Raw genomic sequence first — 19,509 nt, 5'->3', positions numbered from 1 at the left:
TAGTCGGGACGTAAAATGTCATCGCGGGACGTATATAGTCCCTATCTGAGGAAGAGGTGCTGCTGAATGTTGAGAAAGCTGGTTAATATCCAAAAACAGTTAGTACCTGATTTAGTGGAAACCATGCAGAAGCGATACAGAATGCTACAGTTTGTTCATCTTAAACAACCGATTGGACGAAGGTCGCTTGCAGTGAATCTTCAGCTTTCCGAACGAGTGGTGCGAGGTGAAGTCACCTTTCTGAAGGACCAACGCCTTATTTCATTTAATACGGCGGGAATGAGTTTAACAAGAGAAGGAGAAACTGTTCTTGTTCAGCTTGAGGAAATGATGAAGGAAATTCTCGGGTTACGAGCGCTTGAAACGGAGCTTGAACAAAAGCTTGGCGTGACAAAGGTCGTTATTGTGCCGGGAAATAGTGACGAAGAAGATTGGGTTAAGCAAGAGATGGGGCAGGCTTGTGTCCGTGAGCTGAAATCAATCATTATTCCAAGCTCAGTTGTTGCAGTAATGGGTGGAACAACGCTTGCTGCTGTTGCACAAATGATGACACCTGATCCAAAGGTGAGTCAATCAATATTTGTTCCAGCTAGAGGTGGACTCGGAGAACGAGTTGAAAATCAAGCCAACACCATTAGCGCGGAATTTGCTGATCGAGCGGGGGCTGAATACAGGCTCATGCATGTTCCAGATCAGTTAAGTGAAGAAGCCTATTCTTCATTAGTACTTGAGCCATCCGTTAAGGAAATTCTAGATTTAATTAGAACATCTCGAATTTTACTTCATGGGATTGGTGATGCTACTAGAATGGCGGCGAGACGAAGCTCAGAAGAACCGTTTATGAACAAACTAAAACGGGAACATGCAGTAGCAGAGGCCTTTGGTTATTACTTTAACCAAAGGGGAGAGATCATTCACAAACAGCGGACCATTGGTCTTCAATTGGATGAGCTGGATGCAGGAAAGCATGTGATTTCTGTTGCGGGTGGCGCATCAAAGGCAAATGCCATTGCAGCTTACATGAAGCATCGTCCAAGTGATGTTCTCATTACGGATGAAGCTGCCGCTAGAGGATTGCTTCATAATGAATAGGAAGAAAAGGGTTTTGCCCTTTTTGATAGATTTTGCTTTTTAATAGAAGTCAGGAGGAATTTAACATGGCAACAAAAATTGGTATTAACGGTTTTGGTCGTATTGGACGTAACGTTTTCCGCACGGCTCTTAACAACCCTAACGTAGAGGTAGTAGCAATCAACGACTTAACGGATGCAAACATGCTTGCACACTTACTTAAGCATGACACGGTTCACGGTATCCTTGATGCTGACATTCAAGTAAAAGACAACTCTTTAGTTGTTAATGGTCAAGAGATCAAAGTTTCTGCTGAGCGTAACCCAGCTGAAATCGGATGGGATAAGCACGGAGTAGAAGTTGTAATCGAGTCTACTGGTTTCTTCACGAAGCGTGCTGACGCTGCGAAGCACATCGAAGCAGGAGCTAAAAAAGTAATCATCTCTGCACCAGCATCTGATGAAGATATCACAGTTGTTGTAGGTGTTAACGAAGATAAATACGATCCAGCAAGCCATGACGTTATCTCTAACGCATCTTGCACAACAAACTGCCTAGCACCATTTGCGAAAGTATTAAACGATCAATTTGGTATCCGTCGTGGACTAATGAACACTGTTCACTCTTACACGAACGACCAACAAATCCTTGATCTTCCGCACAAAGACTACCGTCGTGCGCGTGCTGCAGCTGAAAACATCATCCCAACTTCAACTGGAGCTGCTAAAGCAGTTGCACTAGTTCTTCCTGAACTTAAAGGAAAACTTAACGGTGCTGCTATGCGTGTACCTACACCAAACGTATCTTTAGTTGACCTTGTTGTTGAACTTGACAAAGAAGTTACAGCTGAAGAAGTAAATGCTGCTCTTAAAGAAGCTGCTGAAGGTAACCTTAAAGGAATCCTTGGATACTCTGAAGATCCACTAGTATCTCAAGATTACAATGGTAACACTCATTCTTCTACAATCGACGCACTTTCTACAATGGTTATGGAAGGTAACATGGTTAAAGTTATCTCTTGGTATGATAACGAAACTGGTTTCTCAAACCGTGTCGTTGACTTAGTTGAATACATCGCTAGCAAAGGGCTATAATTAAGCGAGCGGCATAGAAGGGGAGGAGGGTCCAGAATCTGACTCCCCTTTCCGCTTGTCACAACATATGAATAGGAGGAGGTTCGTTATGAATAAACAAACCCTTCAAGACGTAACACTTACTGGGAAGCGCGTATTTGTACGTGTGGATTTTAATGTTCCAATGAAAGATGGGGCAATCACGGATGAAACTCGTATTAAAGCTGCACTTCCAACGATTAAGCATTTAGTAGACCAAGGGGCAAAAGTGATTCTTGCTAGTCACTTAGGACGTCCTAAAGGTGAAGCAGTTGAAGAACTTCGTCTTAAGCCAGTTGCAGAGCGCTTGTCTGAACTTTTAGGCCAGCCTGTTGCAGCAAGCACTGAAGCACGCGGTGAAGTGGCAGAAGCTGCTGTAAGTAAGCTTGAGAATGGCGACATTCTATTGCTTGAAAACGTGCGTTTCTATGCTGGTGAAGAGAAAAATGATGCTGAGCTTGCAAAAGAATTTGCTTCTCTAGCTGATTTTTATGTGAATGATGCATTTGGTGCAGCTCACCGTGCTCATGCTTCAACAGAAGGTATTGCAAAACACCTTCCATCTGCAGCTGGTTTCTTAATGGAGAAAGAGCTTGAAGTGCTTGGACAAGCATTAACTGAGCCTAAGCGTCCATTTACAGCGATTATCGGTGGAGCAAAAGTAAAAGACAAGATTGGTGTTATTGATCATCTTCTTGATAAAGTAGATAACTTAATCATTGGTGGTGGACTTGCTTATACATTTGTAAAAGCATTAGGTCACGAAGTTGGATTATCTTTACTTGAAGAAGACAAAATTGATCTTGCTAAAACCTTCATGGAAAAAGCAAAGAAAAATGGCGTGAACTTCTATATGCCACAAGATGTATTAGTAGCAGATGATTTTTCAAATGATGCCAATACGAAAATTGTGCCAATTAGTGAAATTCCATCTGATTGGGAAGCATTAGATATCGGTCCAAAAACTCAAGATACATACAAGAGTGTCGTATCTGAATCTGCGCTTGTTATCTGGAATGGACCTATGGGTGTGTTTGAAATTGAAGCATTCGCTAATGGAACAAAGGCTGTAGCAACAGCTCTTGCAGATAGCACTGATACGTATTCCGTTATTGGTGGAGGAGATTCAGCAGCTGCTGTTGAAATGTTTGGACTGGCAGATAAAATGAGCCATATCTCTACTGGTGGAGGCGCGTCATTAGAGTTTATGGAAGGGAAAGACCTTCCAGGCGTTGTCGCTCTTTCAGATAAAGAGTAATTAATTACGAGAGGTGATGAACCATGCGTAAACCAATTATTGCAGGTAACTGGAAAATGAACAAAACACTTTCTGAAGCAAAATCGTTTGCAGAAGAAGTAAAAGCAAAGCTGCCTAGCTCTGAGTCTGTTGATTCAGTTGTGTGTGCACCTGCTCTTTTCCTACAAAGTTTAGTGGAAGCAGCAGAAGGTACAGATTTAAAAGTAGGAGCTCAAAATGCTTACTTTGAAACAAGTGGAGCGTTCACTGGTGAAATCAGCCCATCAGCACTTGCTGATCTAGGTGTTCACTATGTGGTTTTAGGCCACTCTGAGCGTAGAGAATTGTTCGGAGAAACTGATGAACTGATTAACAAAAAAGTTCATGCTGCTCACGAACAAGGAGTCACTCCAATTCTTTGCTGCGGTGAAACATTAGAAGAGAAAGAAGCTAACCGTACAAATGATGTTCTTCACGAGCAAATCACAAAAGGTCTTGAGGGACTTTCTGAAGAGCAAGTGAAAAACACGGTTATCGCTTATGAGCCAGTTTGGGCAATTGGAACTGGGAAATCTTCTTCTTCTGAAGATGCAAACGAAGGCTGCGGATACATCCGTACCGTTGTTGCAGAAGCGTTCACTCATGAAGTATCTGACGCTGTTCGTATCCAGTATGGCGGTAGCGTAAAACCTGCTAACATTGCTGAATACATGGCTCAAACTGATATTGACGGAGCTTTAGTTGGGGGAGCGAGCCTTGAGCCTGCTTCATTCCTTGAGCTTCTGGAGGCGGTAAAATGAGTAAGAAACCCGTTGCTCTAATTATCCTTGATGGCTTTGGTTTAAGGGACGAAACCAAAGGCAACGCGGTAGAGCAGGCGAAAAAACCTAATTTCGATCGGTATCACAACGAATTCCCTCATGCGACTCTAAAAGCAGATGGGGAAGCAGTTGGCCTACCAGATGGTCAAATGGGGAACTCAGAGGTTGGACACTTAAACATTGGTGCTGGCCGTATCGTGTATCAAAGTTTAACAAGAGTGAATCTAGCTATCCGTGAAGGTGAGTTTTTTGAAAATCAAACCTTCCTTGATGCCATTGATCATGTAAATGAAAAGGGAACCGCTCTTCATTTATATGGCTTGTTATCTGACGGTGGTATTCACAGTCACATTGAGCACTTATTTGCACTGTTAGACTTAGCGAAGCGCAAAAATGTGAAAAAAGTTTACATTCATGGCTTCCTTGATGGACGTGATGTAGCTCCGACAAGTGCGGAAACCTACCTACGTTCTCTTCAGGAAAAGCTTGATGAGGTCGGCATAGGTGAGCTTGCTACTCTGCATGGCCGCTACTATGCAATGGACCGCGACAAGCGTTGGGATCGTCTAGAGAAATCATACCGCGCCATGGTTTATGGTGATGGACCTTCATATGAGAATGCTCTAGATGTACTTGAAGATAATTACAAAAACGAAATCCATGATGAGTTTGTGATTCCTTCTGTGTTGACGGACAAAGAAGGTAAACCAGTAGCTACTGTTCAGGATAACGATGCTGTCATTTTCTTTAATTTCCGACCTGACCGTGCCATTCAATTATCTCAAGTATTCACAAATGAAGACTTTAGAGGATTTGACCGTGGAGAGAAATTTCCAAAGAAGCTACACTTTGTGTGCTTAACAAAGTTTAGTGAGTCTGTAGACGGATTTGTAGCCTTCAAACCAACAAATCTTGATAACACACTCGGAGAAGTTCTTTCTCAGCAAAACCTTCGTCAGCTTCGTATTGCTGAAACCGAGAAATATCCTCATGTCACGTTTTTCTTTAGTGGTGGACGTGAGCAGGAGTTCCCTGGCGAGTCACGTATTTTAATTGATTCACCTAAAGTAGCAACATATGATTTACAACCTGAGATGAGTGCATACGAAGTAACGGATGCATTAGTTTCTGACATTGAAGCGGACAAGCACGATGCGATTATCTTAAACTTCGCAAACCCTGACATGGTCGGCCATTCAGGAAAGCTTGAACCAACGATTAAAGCGATTGAAGCAGTAGACGAATGTCTTGGAAAAGTAGTTGACGCAATCCTTGAAAAAGGTGGCGCGGCCATCATTACCGCTGATCACGGAAATGCTGACGAAGTCGTTACCCTTGAAGGAAATCCAATGACAGCCCACACAACAAATCGTGTGCCGGTCATTGTGACTGAAAAGGGCGTTACACTACGTGAGGATGGTATTTTAGCTGACCTTGCACCAACTGTTCTTCAATTACTTGATGCAAAACAACCAGAAGAAATGACTGGGAAAACACTAATAAAATAAACAAACCTTTAAGGAGATGATTAGCTTGACTATGATTACTGATATTCATGCTCGTGAAGTTCTTGATTCACGTGGTAACCCAACAGTAGAAGTAGAAGTATATGTAGAATCTGGAGCAATGGGACGTGCCCTTGTACCAAGTGGTGCATCAACAGGAGAATACGAAGCAGTAGAACTTCGTGACGGTGGAGACCGTTTCATGGGCAAAGGTGTTTTAACAGCTGTTGCTAACGTAAATGACATCATTGCACCAAAATTAATCGGTGTTGACGCAATGGATCAATTAGGAATCGACAAGCTTCTTCTTGAGCTTGACGGTACGAAAAACAAAGCAAAATTAGGTGCTAACGCGATTCTTGGTGTATCTATGGCTGTTGCTCATGCTGCTGCTAAAGCACTTGGTATTCCTTTATACGTTTACCTTGGTGGATTCAGCGCGAAAACTCTTCCAGTACCAATGATGAACATCATCAACGGTGGAGAGCACGCTGATAACAACGTAGATATTCAAGAATTCATGATCATGCCTGTTGGAGCTGACAGCTTCAAGCACGCTGTTCAAATTGGTGCGGAAATCTTCCACAACCTTAAATCAGTTCTTAAAGCTAAAGGCTATAACACTGCAGTAGGAGATGAGGGTGGATTTGCTCCTAACTTATCTTCAAACGAAGAAGCGCTTCAAACAATCATTGAAGCAATTGAAAAAGCTGGTTATAAGCCAGGCGAAGAAGTACAACTTGCAATGGACGTTGCTTCTTCTGAGCTATTCAACAAAGAAGACGGTAAATACCACCTTTCTGGTGAAGGTAAAGTATTATCTTCTGAAGAGCTTGTTACTTTCTACGAAGATCTTGTTTCTAAATACCCAATCATCTCAATTGAAGATGGCCTAGACGAAAACGACTGGGAAGGTCACAAGCTTTTAACTGAAAAGCTTGGAGACAAAGTTCAGCTTGTTGGTGATGACTTGTTTGTTACGAACACTGAAAAGCTTGCTGAAGGAATTGAAAAAGGAATCTCTAACTCAATCCTTATCAAAGTTAACCAAATTGGTACGCTTACTGAAACATTCGAAGCAATCGAAATGGCTAAACGTGCTGGTTACACAGCAGTTATCTCTCACCGTTCTGGTGAAACTGAAGATGCAACAATTGCTGATATCGCAGTTGCTACAAACGCTGGTCAAATTAAAACGGGTGCACCATCTCGTACAGACCGCGTAGCGAAATACAACCAATTGATTCGTATTGAAGACGAGCTTGCTGACGTATCTGTATACGGCGGACGTAAGTCTTTCTACAATCTTTCTAAGTAATTGCAGTTGAAACCCACTCACCGCTGTGAGTGGGTTTTTCTTATGAGGTCGGGATGTTCGATTAATGTGAATAGCAAACCACGATTATAGCGATATATCCGCTACAGTGTCTTCACCGCGTTCTGTTCCGTAGGAGTCTCGGGTTCTCCCTCCGCTTGTGCAAATAAAATCACGAATGGCATTGATTATGTAACCGAACCATTCGCCATTTTCTTGTTTTTTAGTTGTGTCATAAGATTTTCTCTAATGACTGTCAGTGGAAATATAACTATTGCTCGGGAAATAGATGAGATGCTGTAGAATGTCGCTGAATTTAGCTATTATATGACTTATAAACAATTTTTACTAAAGTAGATTGAATTGATTACGTGGTTATGGTAGATTAAAATTAGCGTAAAATGTGCTTGGAGGTGGATTTTTTGCAATTAGTACTTATGATATCGTTAGTGATTGTCTCAATCGCTTTAATCACAGTTGTTGTACTTCAATCAGGTAAGAGTGCGGGTTTATCTGGAGCAATCTCAGGTGGAGCTGAGCAATTACTAGGTAAACAAAAAGCCAGAGGAGTGGACTTAGTTCTTCATAGAGCAACAATCGTTCTAGCTGTTCTATTCTTTATCTTGGCAGTTACTCTTGGTTACTTCTTATAATAGATCGATACTCGACCACTCCATTTCGCTTTTAGGTAATGGAGTGGTTCTTTCTTTTTATCCTATGTATTCATCAGTGTCCATTACTTGAATCGCTCCAGACCAATCAAGTATAGTCGCAACAAAGTCTCGTATATCCAACCCGGGCATTTCATAGGTTTGATCTGTGTTAACGATTGCAGAAGCATCTTCAATCAATGTGACGTGATACCCCTTTTCATGAGCGATGATGCTGTTAAACAAACAACAGAATTCCACATTAAACCCTGTAACAACAAGATGTGTGATCTGATTTTGTCGCAGATACTCATCTAAATCTGTCTGTAAAAAAGCACTAGGCTGCTGTTTCTCAACAACTTTGTGAGCAAACGAATGAAGTGATGCATCTAATTCCCCGGCGGAAGTGTTTGTTTGTATGAGACTCTTTTCATGATGATCTACATGTCTTGTCATAATTACTATACGTTCTTGCTGATGGAAATGAGTAGCAAGTAAATGATTACGAGATATGACATCATCGAAGTCCCCTGCTTGTGTAAACCCGTTTTGTATATCAAGCATAAGTAGAGCTGATTTCAATGTTTCGTCCCCCATTTTTCTCTTTTTTAGACCTTTTCTTCCAACTATTATATAATTAGGAGTGGATTGGAATCAATCAACTAGTGTTTGCAATGAGTGTGATTGTTTTAGGGCTAATCATTGGCGTATTGCTACGAATGATGGCTGATAAGCAATATACACCTAGCTGGTTTCCATTATCTCAATTCTTGTTTTATTGTATTCGAATTGTTTTACTTGGAATGAACCCTATCATTCTAATAGGTGCTTTTTGGTCTGCTGAATTAACAGATGGTCACCTTGTTTTCCTGCCATTGCTCGGAGTACTGACGATTGTGCTTGGAGGGCTTTTTGGCATTTTATTATCAAAGGTTTTTTTACTGAATCGTAAACAAACAGGTTCTATGTTTGTAACTGGGTCCTTTATAAATTTAGGAACATTTGGCTCACTCTTTTGTGTAATGCTGTTAGGAGAGAAAAGCTTAGCGTACGTTGCAATGTTTAGGCTGCTTGAGGAATTATTTTATTACACGGTTTGTTATCCAGTCGCTAAACGTTACGGTGTTTCTAAAAATGAAGGAATGCATAAAGGCTGGCGCTCGATCATACGTGACCCGTTTATTATGGTGACGTTTTTTTCAATTATCATCGGAGGTATCTTAAATATTTCAGGTCTGGAACGGATGGACGGATATGGTCAAATGATACAAGTTCTTGTTCCGATCACCGCCATTTTATTGCTTATTCCTGTAGGTTTTTCAATGAGAGTCAAATCTGTACGGAAGCATCTTAAACTAAGTCTTTCGCTATCACTTGTTAAAGGCTTACTTGTTCCTTTTCTCGTGGTCGGTGTAGCGCTCGCATTGGGACTTGGGAGCTTAAACGATGGGTATATTGTACAAGTCATTCTTATCTTATGTATGATGCCTACAGCCGTTTCTGCTTTAGTCCCTCCTCAGCTTTATCAGCTTGATGTTAATTTGGCCAATTCAAACTGGCTGGTGAATACAAGTCTATTGATTGTATATATACCTTTGCTTTATATAGTCATTCCATTAATTTAAACGCTTTCTGCTAATTATTCTGTTATAATGCTAACAAAGATAACAAAAGAGACTGTCGACGGGGTGGAAGAATGGGTCATAGAAAGATAACCATGCAAGTGATTGCTGATACAGTAGGAGTGTCGAAGTATGTGGTATCTAAAACGTTAAATAGTAAACCTGGTGTAAGTGAGGCAACAAGAAAGAAAATTCTTTTTACGGCTAAGCAATTAGGTTATTTAAAAGAGGGGGGCAATCCGAACCAGGGTTTAAATAATGAAAAAGTAGAAGTTGAAAACGGGTATATCCTTGTTTTTCTACCGAATCAACAATACCAAAATATTACCTATACATACTGGGGAACAGTGTTTCAAGGTGTGTCTGCCAGTATTCAGTCTAAAAAAGCTGGGATGATCGTTATCTCCAATGAAATGGACTTAACTAAAAAAGTCGATCTAGGCAACTTAATTGGGATTATCACACTCGGTACGTTAGATGAACAAACGCTAGTCGCTTTATCTGATTACGGTTTACCAATCGTCATGATCGATCATGACGATAAGATGATGCGAGCGGATAGCTTGTTTATGAACAATCGTAATGGCATTGAACGAGTGACAGATCATTTAATTGGTTTAGGTCATAAGCGATTAGCATTTGTTGGGCAAGTGAACTATTCTACCAGTTTCTTTGATCGGTGGTTAGGATATCGAACATCTATTGAGCAAGCTGGACTTGAGCATTTCTCAACTTTAATGGACATTGAATACAATGATGATATGGAAGTAGCGATTCAAAAAGAGATAGATAAGTGGAAGCGAAGCAAACTTGAATTCCCAACTGCCTTTGTTTGCGCGAATGATCACATTGGTAGACGGATGATTAACTTACTTGATCACAACGGGTATGCCTGTCCTAGGGATGTATCTGTTACCGGGTTTGATTTATTAGATGAAGAAGAAGGGAAAAAGCCTTCGCTTACTACTGTTCAGGTCTTAAAACAAATGATTGGGCAGCGTGCGGTAGAACGGTTAGTGTGGAGATTACAGCATCCTGAATATCCTTCTGAGAAAATATTAATTGCTGGCGATATGTTGTTAAAAGAATCCGTTGATGTACCAAGGAATCGATGAGCAAGCGCTCATCGATTTTTTATTTATAAATAATTAAGCGTTTACATTATTCTTTAGTAGTGATATGTTTTATTTATAAATAACAACTTAAGATAACAAAAATAACAAAGGGGGAGTTAATATGAACAAGCTTACTCAAAAATCGTTATTGGTCTTAGGAAGTGCCGGACTTGCAGTTAGTTTAGCAGCATGTTCATCAGGATCAAGTTCTGATGGAGGTGGCAGTGACAGTGGTGGTGATGTCACTTTAACGATGTGGCTCTGGCCAGGGATGGGTTTTGCTGAAAAAGCTAAACAATATGAAGAAGAAAATCCCGGAATTAAGATTGATATTCAAGAAGCGGAATATGCAGATGCTCACCAAAATTTAATTACGGCCCTTGCAGCAGGCTCGGGAGCTCCTGACATCTCTGGAGTAGATGAAGGATACTTAGAACGAATTAAAGAAAGCAGCGATATGTTTTACGATCTGTCTGAATATGGTGCTCAGGACTTAGAGGGAGATTATCTTGATTGGAAGTGGAAGCAGGCCTCTTCAGAAGATGGATCCGTAATTGGTATTCCAACTGATATCGGACCGATGGCCATGGCGTACCGAGTTGATTTATTTGAAGAAGCGGGCTTACCAACTGATCCTGATGAAGTGAACCAAGTCCTTGGAACATGGGATTCATACATTGAAGCAGGTGAGCAACTAAAAGAACAGACAGGCGCCTTTATGTTCAGTGATGTGGCGGATATGTATTCTGCGATCAGAGAGCAAGGGGATAAGCAATACTTTGAGACGGATGGAACGCTCATCCTAGAAGACAGTCCTCAAATTCAAAAGGCATGGGATAAATCTGTTGAAGCGATGGATATTCAAGCGAATATTGAACGAGGCACACCTGAGTGGGGAGCGGCCCTTGCAAATGGCGATTTTGCAACGGTTTTCTTACCACCATGGATGCTGCAAAACATTAAAAATGATGCACCAGACACATCAGGACTTTGGGACATTGCTTTAATGCCTGAAGGATCAGGTAACTGGGGAGGTTCATTCCTTACTGTACCAAAACAGAGTGATCATCCAGAGGAAGCGTACGAGTTTATTACATGGTTAATGTCACCAGAAAATCAATTAGATATTTTTAAAGAAAATGGAAACTTCCCATCAACACCAGGTATTTATGATGATCCTGCGGTTCAAGAGCTAGATGATGAATTCTTTATCCGTAAAGATATTGGTGCGATCTATGCTGAAGCAGCCACTTTAGTTCAAGATGTGTATCGTGCTCCAATGACAGCACCAATTAATACGATTATGCAGGATGCGCTCGGTTCTATTGCGGATGGGGTGTCTACTCCTGAAGCGGCATGGGATAAGGCATTAGAAGAGGTAGATAGACAGGTCTCTCGTTAACAGGATGGATAACAGCGTAGGAGAGATCTTACGCTGTTTCTTATGAATATTAGAAAGGATGAAGATAATGGCTACATCAACTAACGTGCAACAAGAGACACCACCTGCACCCCGCGCGCCAAAGAGAAAATATAACCAGCGTGTTCGTGACCGAATCTCAGGTTATCTATATATCTCTCCGTTCTTTTTACTGTTTGGTGTATTTGGGATGTTTCCTCTTATTTTCACAGCATATCTATCTTTTCATAAATGGAACATTCTCGGCGAACGAGAGTTTATTGGATTTGCGAACTATGTAGGGTTATTTACAAACGACCCGTTGTTTTGGAAATCGGTCGGAAATACATTTAGTATTTGGGCACTCTCAACCATTCCGCAGTTGTTTGTTGCATTAATTTTAGCCTTTATTTTAAACCAGGCCTTCTTAAAAGGGAAAAGCTTATTCAGACTGGCTGTATTTATGCCAAACGTTACGTCAATCGTTGCTGTAACGATTGTGTTCTCTGCAATCTTTGGAACTCAGTACGGAATCATCAACTATGTTCTTAGCATGATTGGGATTGATCCGGTTAACTGGAAAGGCTCCTACTTTGGAACACATGTCGCCATCTCTCTCATGGTTATGTGGAGATGGGTTGGGTACAATACGATTATTTATCTAGCAGGCCTTCAAAGTATTCCGAAAGACTTATATGAAGCAGCTACAATTGACGGAGCTACAAAGGTTCAGCAGTTCTTTTATATTACCATTCCAATGGTACGACCAATTATTATCTTTACTGTTCTTCTATCGTCTATCGGTGGAATGCAAGTATTCACAGAGCCATTAATCTTTGGTGCTGGCTCAGAGTCTCAAGGGCTAACGATGACACTTTACTTATATCAAGAAGCGTTTGAACGATTCTCATTTGGTTACGCAGCAGCGATTGCTTGGGTGTTGTTCCTCATTATCATTCTTGTTTCGCTACTAAATATGTTCTTAACCAAACGGATAAAGTCTGCATAAAAGGAGTGACATGACTATGAAAGAAGTTGGACAAAGAAAAGGGCCTAAAGTGTTGTTATATACCTTTTTGGTCATCAGTTCCTTATTATCGCTGTTCCCTTTTTACTGGATGTTTGTTATCGGTTCTAACACAACCTCTTCTGTGAATCAATTCCCGCCAGCCATGTTACCGGGAACTCATTTTATTGAGAATGCAATGAATGTGTTTGATCGCATTGACTTTTTTGGAGCGATGTTTAATTCCTTTTTTATCTCAACAACCGTTACGTTATCTGTATTGTTCTTTTGTTCGTTGGCTGGATTTGCTTTTGCCAAGCTTCAGTTTGAGGGGAAAAATCTCTTGTTTGTTTTCTTACTAGCAACGATGATGATTCCACCTCAATTGGGATTAATCCCATCCTTTATGATTATTAGTAGTCTTGGGTGGATTGATACGCTACAAGCAGTTATTGTGCCTGCGATGGTCAGTGCATTTGGAGTCTTTTGGATGCGACAGTACATTTCATCTGCCATTCCTGATGAGCTATTAGAAGCAGCTAGAATGGATGGGTGCAGCACGTTTAGGACGTATTGGAACATTGTGCTTCCTACTGTGAAGCCAGGGCTTGCCACACTTGGAATCGTTACATTTATGAACACGTGGAATGACTTTCTCTGGCCGTTGGTTGTCTTAAAAGATCGCAGTGTACACACGATTCAAATTGCGTTACGGACATTAAATGATGTTTTTTATACTGATTATTCAATGATTCTAGCAGGAACCTTTATGGCAACACTTCCGATCTTAATCGTATTTATCTTGTTTAGTCGTTACTTTATCGCAGGTCTTACTGAAGGTGCTGTGAAAAACTAGAAGTAAAGGGGTTCGATCATGAGTACTTTGTTTTTCTATGATTCTACGTTTCCATTTGATGGCGTGCGTCCGTCTGACAGCCAGCTTGCTAGCTTCCAAGATATTGCAAACACCGATGAGTTGGATTTAGCGCTTGAGAGTGGCAACTATCAGACCCTTGTGCATTTACATGGTTCTTATTTTCCGAAAGATCATTGGCCTACAATCTTGCGTTTCCTGAAAAATGGAGGAGGGTTTGTCCATGTAGGAGAGATCCCTTTTCGTTTCCCTGTTTATAAAGAAGACGGTGAGTGGAAGATTGAAGTAGAGCAAACAGCCTACCATCAACATCTTCATATTCACGAAGCGCTTCAGGTGAACAGCTCTAAGGTTCGTGAGCTTGTTAGTTCAGCTGATCGGCCATTGCTTGATGGACTAGAGAAGGCATTTTCGATTCAACCGACGTACGGGTTTGTTTTACACCCAACCAAGCAGGATGATCAACCACACGAAAATGGGTCAAGTGGTCCGATGGATGCGCACATCTATCCCTTGCTTAAAGGAATATCGGAGGAAGGTAGAGAGATTTCAGCTCCCGTGGTGTTAATTGAACATACAAAGGGTTCATTTACAGGTGGTCGCTGGATTTTCATTAATCAGCGAACAGATGATATGTTTTGGGAGCATGGAGTAGAGGTCCTTAATGAGTCTACTCGCTATGCGTCTGAGGGCGTAACGGAAATATGGGTAAAGCCAGGGTATGCCAGCTACTATCCGGGTGAGACCCCAACTCTAACAATACAATTACAAAGTCTGGCTCACATAAAAGGCAAGCAATGGACGATGCAACTGCACGTTTTAAAAGATGGGTCAGATGAGATTAGCTATCAGGAGGTATTTACGTTTGACGAGTCGAGAGAATGGTCAAGTCTCAGAAGAACGATGCCGTTTCAGGTGGAGGAGGGCTTCTACACCATCCATGTTAAAGCCATTTCATCAACGGGAGAGGTTATCCATTTTAACCAAGGATTTTGGGGATTCTCTGAAACCCTACTGCAAGAAGGTACTCCGCTAGTTGCAGGCAGGGATTATTTTGAGAAAGACGGGAAACCATTTCCGATTGTTGGTATGACCTATATGACATCGGATGTGGCGAGAAAGTTTCTCTTTATGCCGAATGCGCTTGTGTGGGATCAAGACATGGAGCAAATGAGGGAGGCAGGCATTAATCATATCCGATCGGGTATTTGGACGGCCTGGAGACAGGTGATGTATGTTGATGGCCATCCGTATGAAGAGGTGCTTCGTGCCATCGATGCATTTGTGTTAACGGCTAAAAAGAACGACCTTGATCTATGCTTCACATTTTTTGCCTTCACTCCAGAAATGTGGGAAGGGAAGAATCCATATCTTGATCCAAGAAGTCTGGACGCACAAAAACGATTTATTGCAGCTATTGTATCGAGATACAAAAAGGCGACGCACTTGCATTGGGACTTAATTAACGAGCCATCGATGTTTGATCCAAATCGAATCTTTTCTGGACCGCGATCAGCCAGAGATTCATTTGAAATCAACGCATTTCAAGAGTGGACAAAGGAAACGTATGGTACGATTCGAAAGGTTCAAGAAGCATGGAATTATTCCTCTGTTGAACTGCCAAGCTTTGAAGACATCCTACCTCCTGAACCGGAGGATATGAATTTTGATGTCCAGGATATGAGAAAACCAGCAAAGAACTTAATTTGGCGCGACTATACATTATTTACGATGGATATGCATAACAGGTGGGCGCAGGATTTATCAAAAACCATTCAGGCAATCCATAGCGATCGCTTGATTACTGTCGGCCAGGACGAGGCATTACGTTCTCAACGTCCAACTCCTTTTTTCTATGAGTCCGTTGTTGATTACACCACGAATCATACGTGGTGGCAGATGGATCATCTTGTGTGGGACGGTGTATTTACAAAAACAGCTTCAAAGCCGAATTTAGTCCAAGAAACGGGCATTATGTATCTAGAGCAACCGGATGGACGTGCGAAACGCACAGAGGAAGAGCTGCGCAATATCCTAGAGCGTAAATATGCGTACGCATTTTCAACTGGAGGGGCCGGTGCAGTACAGTGGCTCTGGAATACAAACTTCTATATGGATAATGTGAATGAGTCTAATATTGGAGCGCTTCGTGCGGATGGAACCGAGAAGCCGGAAGCGGATGTATCCTATGATTTTGGTGCATTTATAAATGAAGCAAAAGAGCTCTTTGTTGATCGGAAGCTTGAAGAAGTGGCGGTTGTTTATCCGTATTCAAATGACTTTTCTACTCGCAAGCTTGCGTTTGAGGCCACAACCAAAGCTGTGCGCACGCTTTCGTATGAATGTAATGTTCATGCACGGGGACTCAGCGAGTATCATTTAGATGATTTACGTAAGGATAAGCCGAAGCTTGTCATTGTTCCAAGTGCGCATAACTTTAGCGAGGAAGCATTTAATCAGCTCTTAGAGTATGCCGATCAAGGAGGGACGGTTCTATATACAGGACCACTACGATTAAATGAAGGCTGGAAAATGACAGAAAGACTTACAGACGAACTAGGTAAGTCAACTCTACTGAACGTGCTGCGCGAAGAGTCGTTAATACTTGAGGGAAAGACACTTCCAGTCAGCTTTGGTGAACGAAAGATTGCTGAATTGTCTAAGGAGCAGCTTCATGAAACGAAAACTGCTTCTGTGAAAACACTAACAATCGGGCAAGGAACATTCATTTGGAGTCCTTTACCTGTAGAGCTGAACGACCGAATTGACACGGTGAAAGCGATATACGGTTATGCACTTCAACAAGCATTTATCGGAGAAGAATTGATATGGGAAAAGGGTGGCGATCATCCAGGTATCTATGGACGTAGACTTTCCTTTGAACATGGTGATTTGTATATCTTTGTATCCGAGTGTGCCGGAGATGTAGATGTTGAAGTAACAAATCCAGTTCTGGATCGTACGTATTCTGTCACGATAGAACAAGAGCGTTCCGTATTGTTCTGTACAGACGCAGAGGGCGAAGTGATGGCAACCTATCGACCAAAGGAAGTAACTGTTCAGTCGGAAGGATTAACTGTATAAGAGGTAGGAGCAGTGAGCGTCGGTGGAGGCTCACTGCTTTTTTGTGTGGGGGAGAGGGTGTGAGGTGAATCGATAAACTCCACACACCATGTGTGGAAAGCAGATAAATAGGGAAAATAAACGTAAAAGGATACAATAGCTAGAGGGAGGCGAATACAGATGATCAAATTAGGTGTGTTAGATCAAGTCCCTCTATCAAAAGGTCAAACGGTTACGGAAAAGATGCAAGAAACGATAAAGGTGGCTACTCTTGCTGAGGAGCTGGGGTATACTAGATATTGGTTTGCTGAACATCATGGAACAAAGGGCATGCAAAGTACGGCGCCTGAAATTTTAATGGCAGCCATTGCAGCTAAAACAGAGAGAATTCGAGTAGGCTCTGGTGGTATACTCCTTCCTCAATATAGTCCGTTTAAAGTAGCTGAAGTGACAAAACAGCTTGAATCTATTTTTCCGGACCGAGTTGATATTGGGCTAGGGCGATCTCCTGGAGGTACCCCGGCGTTGCGTCGGGCCCTTGTGGATGGAACACCTAGAAGCTTAGATGATTTTTGGCGACAAGTAGATGATCTCATTCATTATGTCAGAGACACCCTGCCGCGTACCCATCCAAATGCAGGAGTTAAAGCGGCACCTGCAATAGACACTCCACCTCCGCTTTGGATTCTAGGATTAGGTGAAAATAGTGCGGAGCAAGCGGCAAAACGAGGGCTCGGGTATGTGTTTGGCCATTTTATTAAATCAGCACGCGGGGAGCAGGCAATGCGCACCTATCGTGAGCATTTTAGACCAAACGAATGGTCCCAGACGCCACAAATGCTTGCTGCTGTATTTGTGGTTTGTGCCGACACAGATGAAGAGGCTGAGCGACTGGCAAGCAGTCAGGATCTTTGGCTACTACGCGTTGAAAAAGGGCTTGATAGCCGTGTACCTTCTATTAAAGAAGCAAGCGAGTATCAGTATACAGATGATGACCACAAGCGTATGATACATAACCGGACGCGAACGATCATTGGTTCACCAAAAACGGTGCGTGAGCAATTAAGTAAGCTTGCCGAGCGTTATGGTATAGATGAATTTTTAATTCTTTGTAATATCCATTCATTCGCTGATCGCTTCCGTTCGTATCAACTCGTATCAGAGGCTCTGAACATAAAATAGTGATTTTATGAAAAAGGAGTGGAGAAAATCATGATCGGTTGTCTGTGTATTCATGGCTTTACGGGGGAACCGTGGGAAATTGAACCGATTGCTGAATCCTTACGAAAACAAAAAGGGTGGCTTGTCTACGCTCCTACATTACCGGGACATGGCCCAGACGAAGACCTACGAGAGGTCACTTATCAAGAGTGGCTTTACATGGTGGAGGTTGCAGCGCGTGAGCTCATTAAACGGTGTGAGGAAGTATACGTCATTGGATTTTCAATGGGTGGTCTTTTGGCTTGTTATCTTGCGGCCAAATATGAGATAAAGAAACTGGTTCTTTTAAGTGCAGCAGCCTACTATTTAAATCCCCCTATGCTATTTGAAAGTGTGAAGGCGGCTGTCCATACCAGGCTAACAGGTGAAGCAGAACCGGACCAGCTTGTGGATTTGTATACACATAAAATGACACATACGCCGATGACTGCTGTCCGTCAGTTTATGGCGGCTGTAAAAAAGATTCGTCCGTACATTCGCCATGTGCATACGCCTGTTTTAATTATTCAAGGAGAAAAGGATGCGTTAGTTCCAAGAAAAAGCTCGGAATTCTTGTTTCGTACCATTGCATCCGAAGAGAAACACATTCATTATTTAAAAGATGGACGTCATATGATTTGTCATGGATTTGAAAAAGATCAATTGATGATTCTTATACATGATTTTTTAGTGGGTCAGATCGATCGAAAGGATGAGCAACATGAAATTAGTAGCACCTAAGCCATTTTTCTTTGAAGGAGGCAAGCGTGCGGTCTTACTTCTGCACGGGTTTACTGGAACTACCGCAGATGTTCGTATGATTGGACGCTTCCTTCAAAAGGAGGGCTACACCTCATACGCGCCGCTTTATAGTGGACACGGGGTACCACCTGAAGAATTGGTTCAAACAGGCCCTAAAGATTGGTGGCGTGATGTTGAAGCGGGTTATCAATTTTTAAAAGATAAAGGCTATGATGAGATCGCTGTTTGCGGTTTATCACTTGGAGGGGTATTCTCCTTGAAAATCGGTTACACTTTACCTGTAAAGGGTATCGTATCAATGTGTGCACCGGTTAAAGCTAAAACGGAGGATGCAATTTATAATGGTATGCTCGAGTATGCGGAAGCATATAAAAAACGAGAACAGAAGTCAGAGAATGAGATCAAGGAAGAAATGGACGCATTCAAGCAGCTTCCAATGGATACACTATTTAAACTAAAAGAGTTAATGGACGATGTAAGAAGTCAGCTAGACTTTATTTATTCGCCACTATTTGTTGTACAAGCACGTAACGATGGCATGATTGATACAAACAGCGCAAACATTATTCATGATGAAGCTGAGTCAGCTAACAAACAGCTGAAGTGGTATGAGCATTCAGGCCACGTCATTACGCTTGGTGATGAGAAGGAACAGCTCCATCAGGATGTACTCGACTTTCTTGAATCATGTGATTGGGATCAGTAGCTTGGAGCAGGGACAGATAGAATGGGCAAATGAAAGAAACGAAAGGAGTAC

The 19,509-nt window shown here is 41.9% G+C and carries 17 protein-coding genes; 16 read left to right on the top strand and 1 reads right to left on the bottom strand.

Annotation, left to right across the window (positions count from 1 at the left end; translation table 11 throughout):
• Nucleotides 1–69 precede the first annotated feature (69 nt).
• The 7 genes from NSQ54_15735 (at nt 70) to secG (ending at nt 7,714) form a co-directional block, all read left to right on the top strand.
• On the top strand, nt 70–1,092 hold the full coding sequence (locus tag NSQ54_15735) for a sugar-binding domain-containing protein (GenBank protein ID WYP28576.1): 1,023 nt from the start codon (nt 70–72) through the stop codon (nt 1,090–1,092).
• A 65-nt stretch (nt 1,093–1,157) separates the two neighbouring features.
• Nucleotides 1,158–2,165: a type I glyceraldehyde-3-phosphate dehydrogenase gene (gene gap / locus NSQ54_15730; GenBank protein ID WYP25755.1), complete on the top strand. Its 1,008-nt coding sequence runs from the start codon at nt 1,158–1,160 to the stop codon at nt 2,163–2,165.
• Between the two features lie 88 nt (nt 2,166–2,253).
• Nucleotides 2,254–3,441 (top strand): phosphoglycerate kinase, encoded by a 1,188-nt coding sequence (locus NSQ54_15725; protein WYP25754.1) that lies wholly within the window; start codon nt 2,254–2,256, stop codon nt 3,439–3,441.
• Between the two features lie 23 nt (nt 3,442–3,464).
• The gene (gene tpiA, locus NSQ54_15720; GenBank protein ID WYP25753.1) at nt 3,465–4,220 is read left to right on the top strand and encodes a triose-phosphate isomerase; all 756 of its coding nucleotides are present in this window, start codon (nt 3,465–3,467) and stop codon (nt 4,218–4,220) included.
• On the top strand, nt 4,217–5,749 hold the full coding sequence (gpmI, locus tag NSQ54_15715; GenBank protein WYP25752.1) for a 2,3-bisphosphoglycerate-independent phosphoglycerate mutase: 1,533 nt from the start codon (nt 4,217–4,219) through the stop codon (nt 5,747–5,749). The genes tpiA and gpmI overlap by 4 nt, the downstream gene beginning before the upstream one ends.
• 25 nt (nt 5,750–5,774) lie before the next feature.
• Nucleotides 5,775–7,064: a phosphopyruvate hydratase gene (gene eno / locus NSQ54_15710; GenBank protein WYP25751.1), complete on the top strand. Its 1,290-nt coding sequence runs from the start codon at nt 5,775–5,777 to the stop codon at nt 7,062–7,064.
• A 419-nt stretch (nt 7,065–7,483) separates the two neighbouring features.
• Entirely contained in the window at nt 7,484–7,714 is a 231-nt protein-coding gene (secG, locus tag NSQ54_15705) for a preprotein translocase subunit SecG (GenBank protein ID WYP25750.1), read from the top strand.
• Nucleotides 7,715–7,771: 57 nt separating this feature from the next.
• Here the strand turns inward: secG and NSQ54_15700 are convergent, their stop codons facing one another.
• On the bottom strand, nt 7,772–8,293 hold the full coding sequence (locus tag NSQ54_15700; protein WYP25749.1) for an isochorismatase family protein: 522 nt from the start codon (nt 8,291–8,293) through the stop codon (nt 7,772–7,774).
• 92 nt (nt 8,294–8,385) lie between these two features.
• On the opposite strand from NSQ54_15700, the gene NSQ54_15695 reads away from it, so the two are divergent.
• The 9 genes from NSQ54_15695 to NSQ54_15655 all read left to right on the top strand — a co-directional run bounded on the left by NSQ54_15695 (nt 8,386) and on the right by NSQ54_15655 (nt 19,458).
• Nucleotides 8,386–9,336 (top strand): hypothetical protein, encoded by a 951-nt coding sequence (locus NSQ54_15695; GenBank protein ID WYP25748.1) that lies wholly within the window; start codon nt 8,386–8,388, stop codon nt 9,334–9,336.
• 71 nt (nt 9,337–9,407) lie between these two features.
• Nucleotides 9,408–10,448 carry a LacI family DNA-binding transcriptional regulator gene (locus NSQ54_15690; protein WYP25747.1) on the top strand — a complete coding sequence of 347 codons (1,041 nt, stop codon included), beginning with the start codon at nt 9,408–9,410 and terminating at the stop codon, nt 10,446–10,448.
• 121 nt (nt 10,449–10,569) lie between these two features.
• The gene (locus NSQ54_15685) at nt 10,570–11,850 is read left to right on the top strand and encodes an extracellular solute-binding protein (GenBank protein WYP25746.1); all 1,281 of its coding nucleotides are present in this window, start codon (nt 10,570–10,572) and stop codon (nt 11,848–11,850) included.
• A gap of 67 nt (nt 11,851–11,917) precedes the next feature.
• Nucleotides 11,918–12,856, top strand: a complete 939-nt coding sequence (locus tag NSQ54_15680; protein ID WYP25745.1) for a sugar ABC transporter permease — start codon at nt 11,918–11,920, stop codon at nt 12,854–12,856.
• A gap of 16 nt (nt 12,857–12,872) precedes the next feature.
• A complete protein-coding gene (locus NSQ54_15675) occupies nt 12,873–13,709 on the top strand; it encodes a carbohydrate ABC transporter permease (GenBank protein WYP25744.1) in 837 nt (278 codons plus the stop codon).
• Between the two features lie 18 nt (nt 13,710–13,727).
• Nucleotides 13,728–16,811, top strand: coding sequence for a beta-galactosidase (locus NSQ54_15670; protein WYP25743.1), 3,084 nt, complete (start codon nt 13,728–13,730; stop codon nt 16,809–16,811).
• Between the two features lie 159 nt (nt 16,812–16,970).
• Nucleotides 16,971–17,972, top strand: coding sequence for an LLM class flavin-dependent oxidoreductase (locus NSQ54_15665; GenBank protein WYP25742.1), 1,002 nt, complete (start codon nt 16,971–16,973; stop codon nt 17,970–17,972).
• 30 nt (nt 17,973–18,002) lie between these two features.
• Nucleotides 18,003–18,731, top strand: coding sequence for an alpha/beta fold hydrolase (locus tag NSQ54_15660; GenBank protein ID WYP25741.1), 729 nt, complete (start codon nt 18,003–18,005; stop codon nt 18,729–18,731).
• Nucleotides 18,712–19,458: a carboxylesterase gene (locus NSQ54_15655; GenBank protein WYP25740.1), complete on the top strand. Its 747-nt coding sequence runs from the start codon at nt 18,712–18,714 to the stop codon at nt 19,456–19,458. Before NSQ54_15660 ends, NSQ54_15655 begins: the two co-directional genes overlap by 20 nt.
• Nucleotides 19,459–19,509: the final 51 nt, after the last annotated feature.

It is taken from the genome of Alkalihalobacillus sp. FSL W8-0930 (assembly GCA_037965595.1).
GTDB lineage: Bacteria > Bacillota > Bacilli > Bacillales > Bacillaceae_D > Alkalicoccobacillus.
This window is presented reverse-complemented; position numbering and strand designations above follow the sequence as displayed.

Coding starts and splice junctions, on each gene's coding strand:
- NSQ54_15675 (WYP25744.1), top strand. CDS start 12,873: ATGAAAGAAGTTGGACAAAGAAAAGGGCCTAAAGTGTTGTTATATACC.
- NSQ54_15690 (WYP25747.1), top strand. CDS start 9,408: ATGGGTCATAGAAAGATAACCATGCAAGTGATTGCTGATACAGTAGGA.
- NSQ54_15695 (WYP25748.1), top strand. CDS start 8,386: ATGAGTGTGATTGTTTTAGGGCTAATCATTGGCGTATTGCTACGAATG.
- NSQ54_15670 (WYP25743.1), top strand. CDS start 13,728: ATGAGTACTTTGTTTTTCTATGATTCTACGTTTCCATTTGATGGCGTG.
- gap (WYP25755.1), top strand. CDS start 1,158: ATGGCAACAAAAATTGGTATTAACGGTTTTGGTCGTATTGGACGTAAC.
- tpiA (WYP25753.1), top strand. CDS start 3,465: ATGCGTAAACCAATTATTGCAGGTAACTGGAAAATGAACAAAACACTT.
- NSQ54_15660 (WYP25741.1), top strand. CDS start 18,003: ATGATCGGTTGTCTGTGTATTCATGGCTTTACGGGGGAACCGTGGGAA.
- gpmI (WYP25752.1), top strand. CDS start 4,217: ATGAGTAAGAAACCCGTTGCTCTAATTATCCTTGATGGCTTTGGTTTA.
- NSQ54_15665 (WYP25742.1), top strand. CDS start 16,971: ATGATCAAATTAGGTGTGTTAGATCAAGTCCCTCTATCAAAAGGTCAA.
- NSQ54_15725 (WYP25754.1), top strand. CDS start 2,254: ATGAATAAACAAACCCTTCAAGACGTAACACTTACTGGGAAGCGCGTA.
- NSQ54_15680 (WYP25745.1), top strand. CDS start 11,918: ATGGCTACATCAACTAACGTGCAACAAGAGACACCACCTGCACCCCGC.
- NSQ54_15655 (WYP25740.1), top strand. CDS start 18,712: ATGAAATTAGTAGCACCTAAGCCATTTTTCTTTGAAGGAGGCAAGCGT.
- NSQ54_15685 (WYP25746.1), top strand. CDS start 10,570: ATGAACAAGCTTACTCAAAAATCGTTATTGGTCTTAGGAAGTGCCGGA.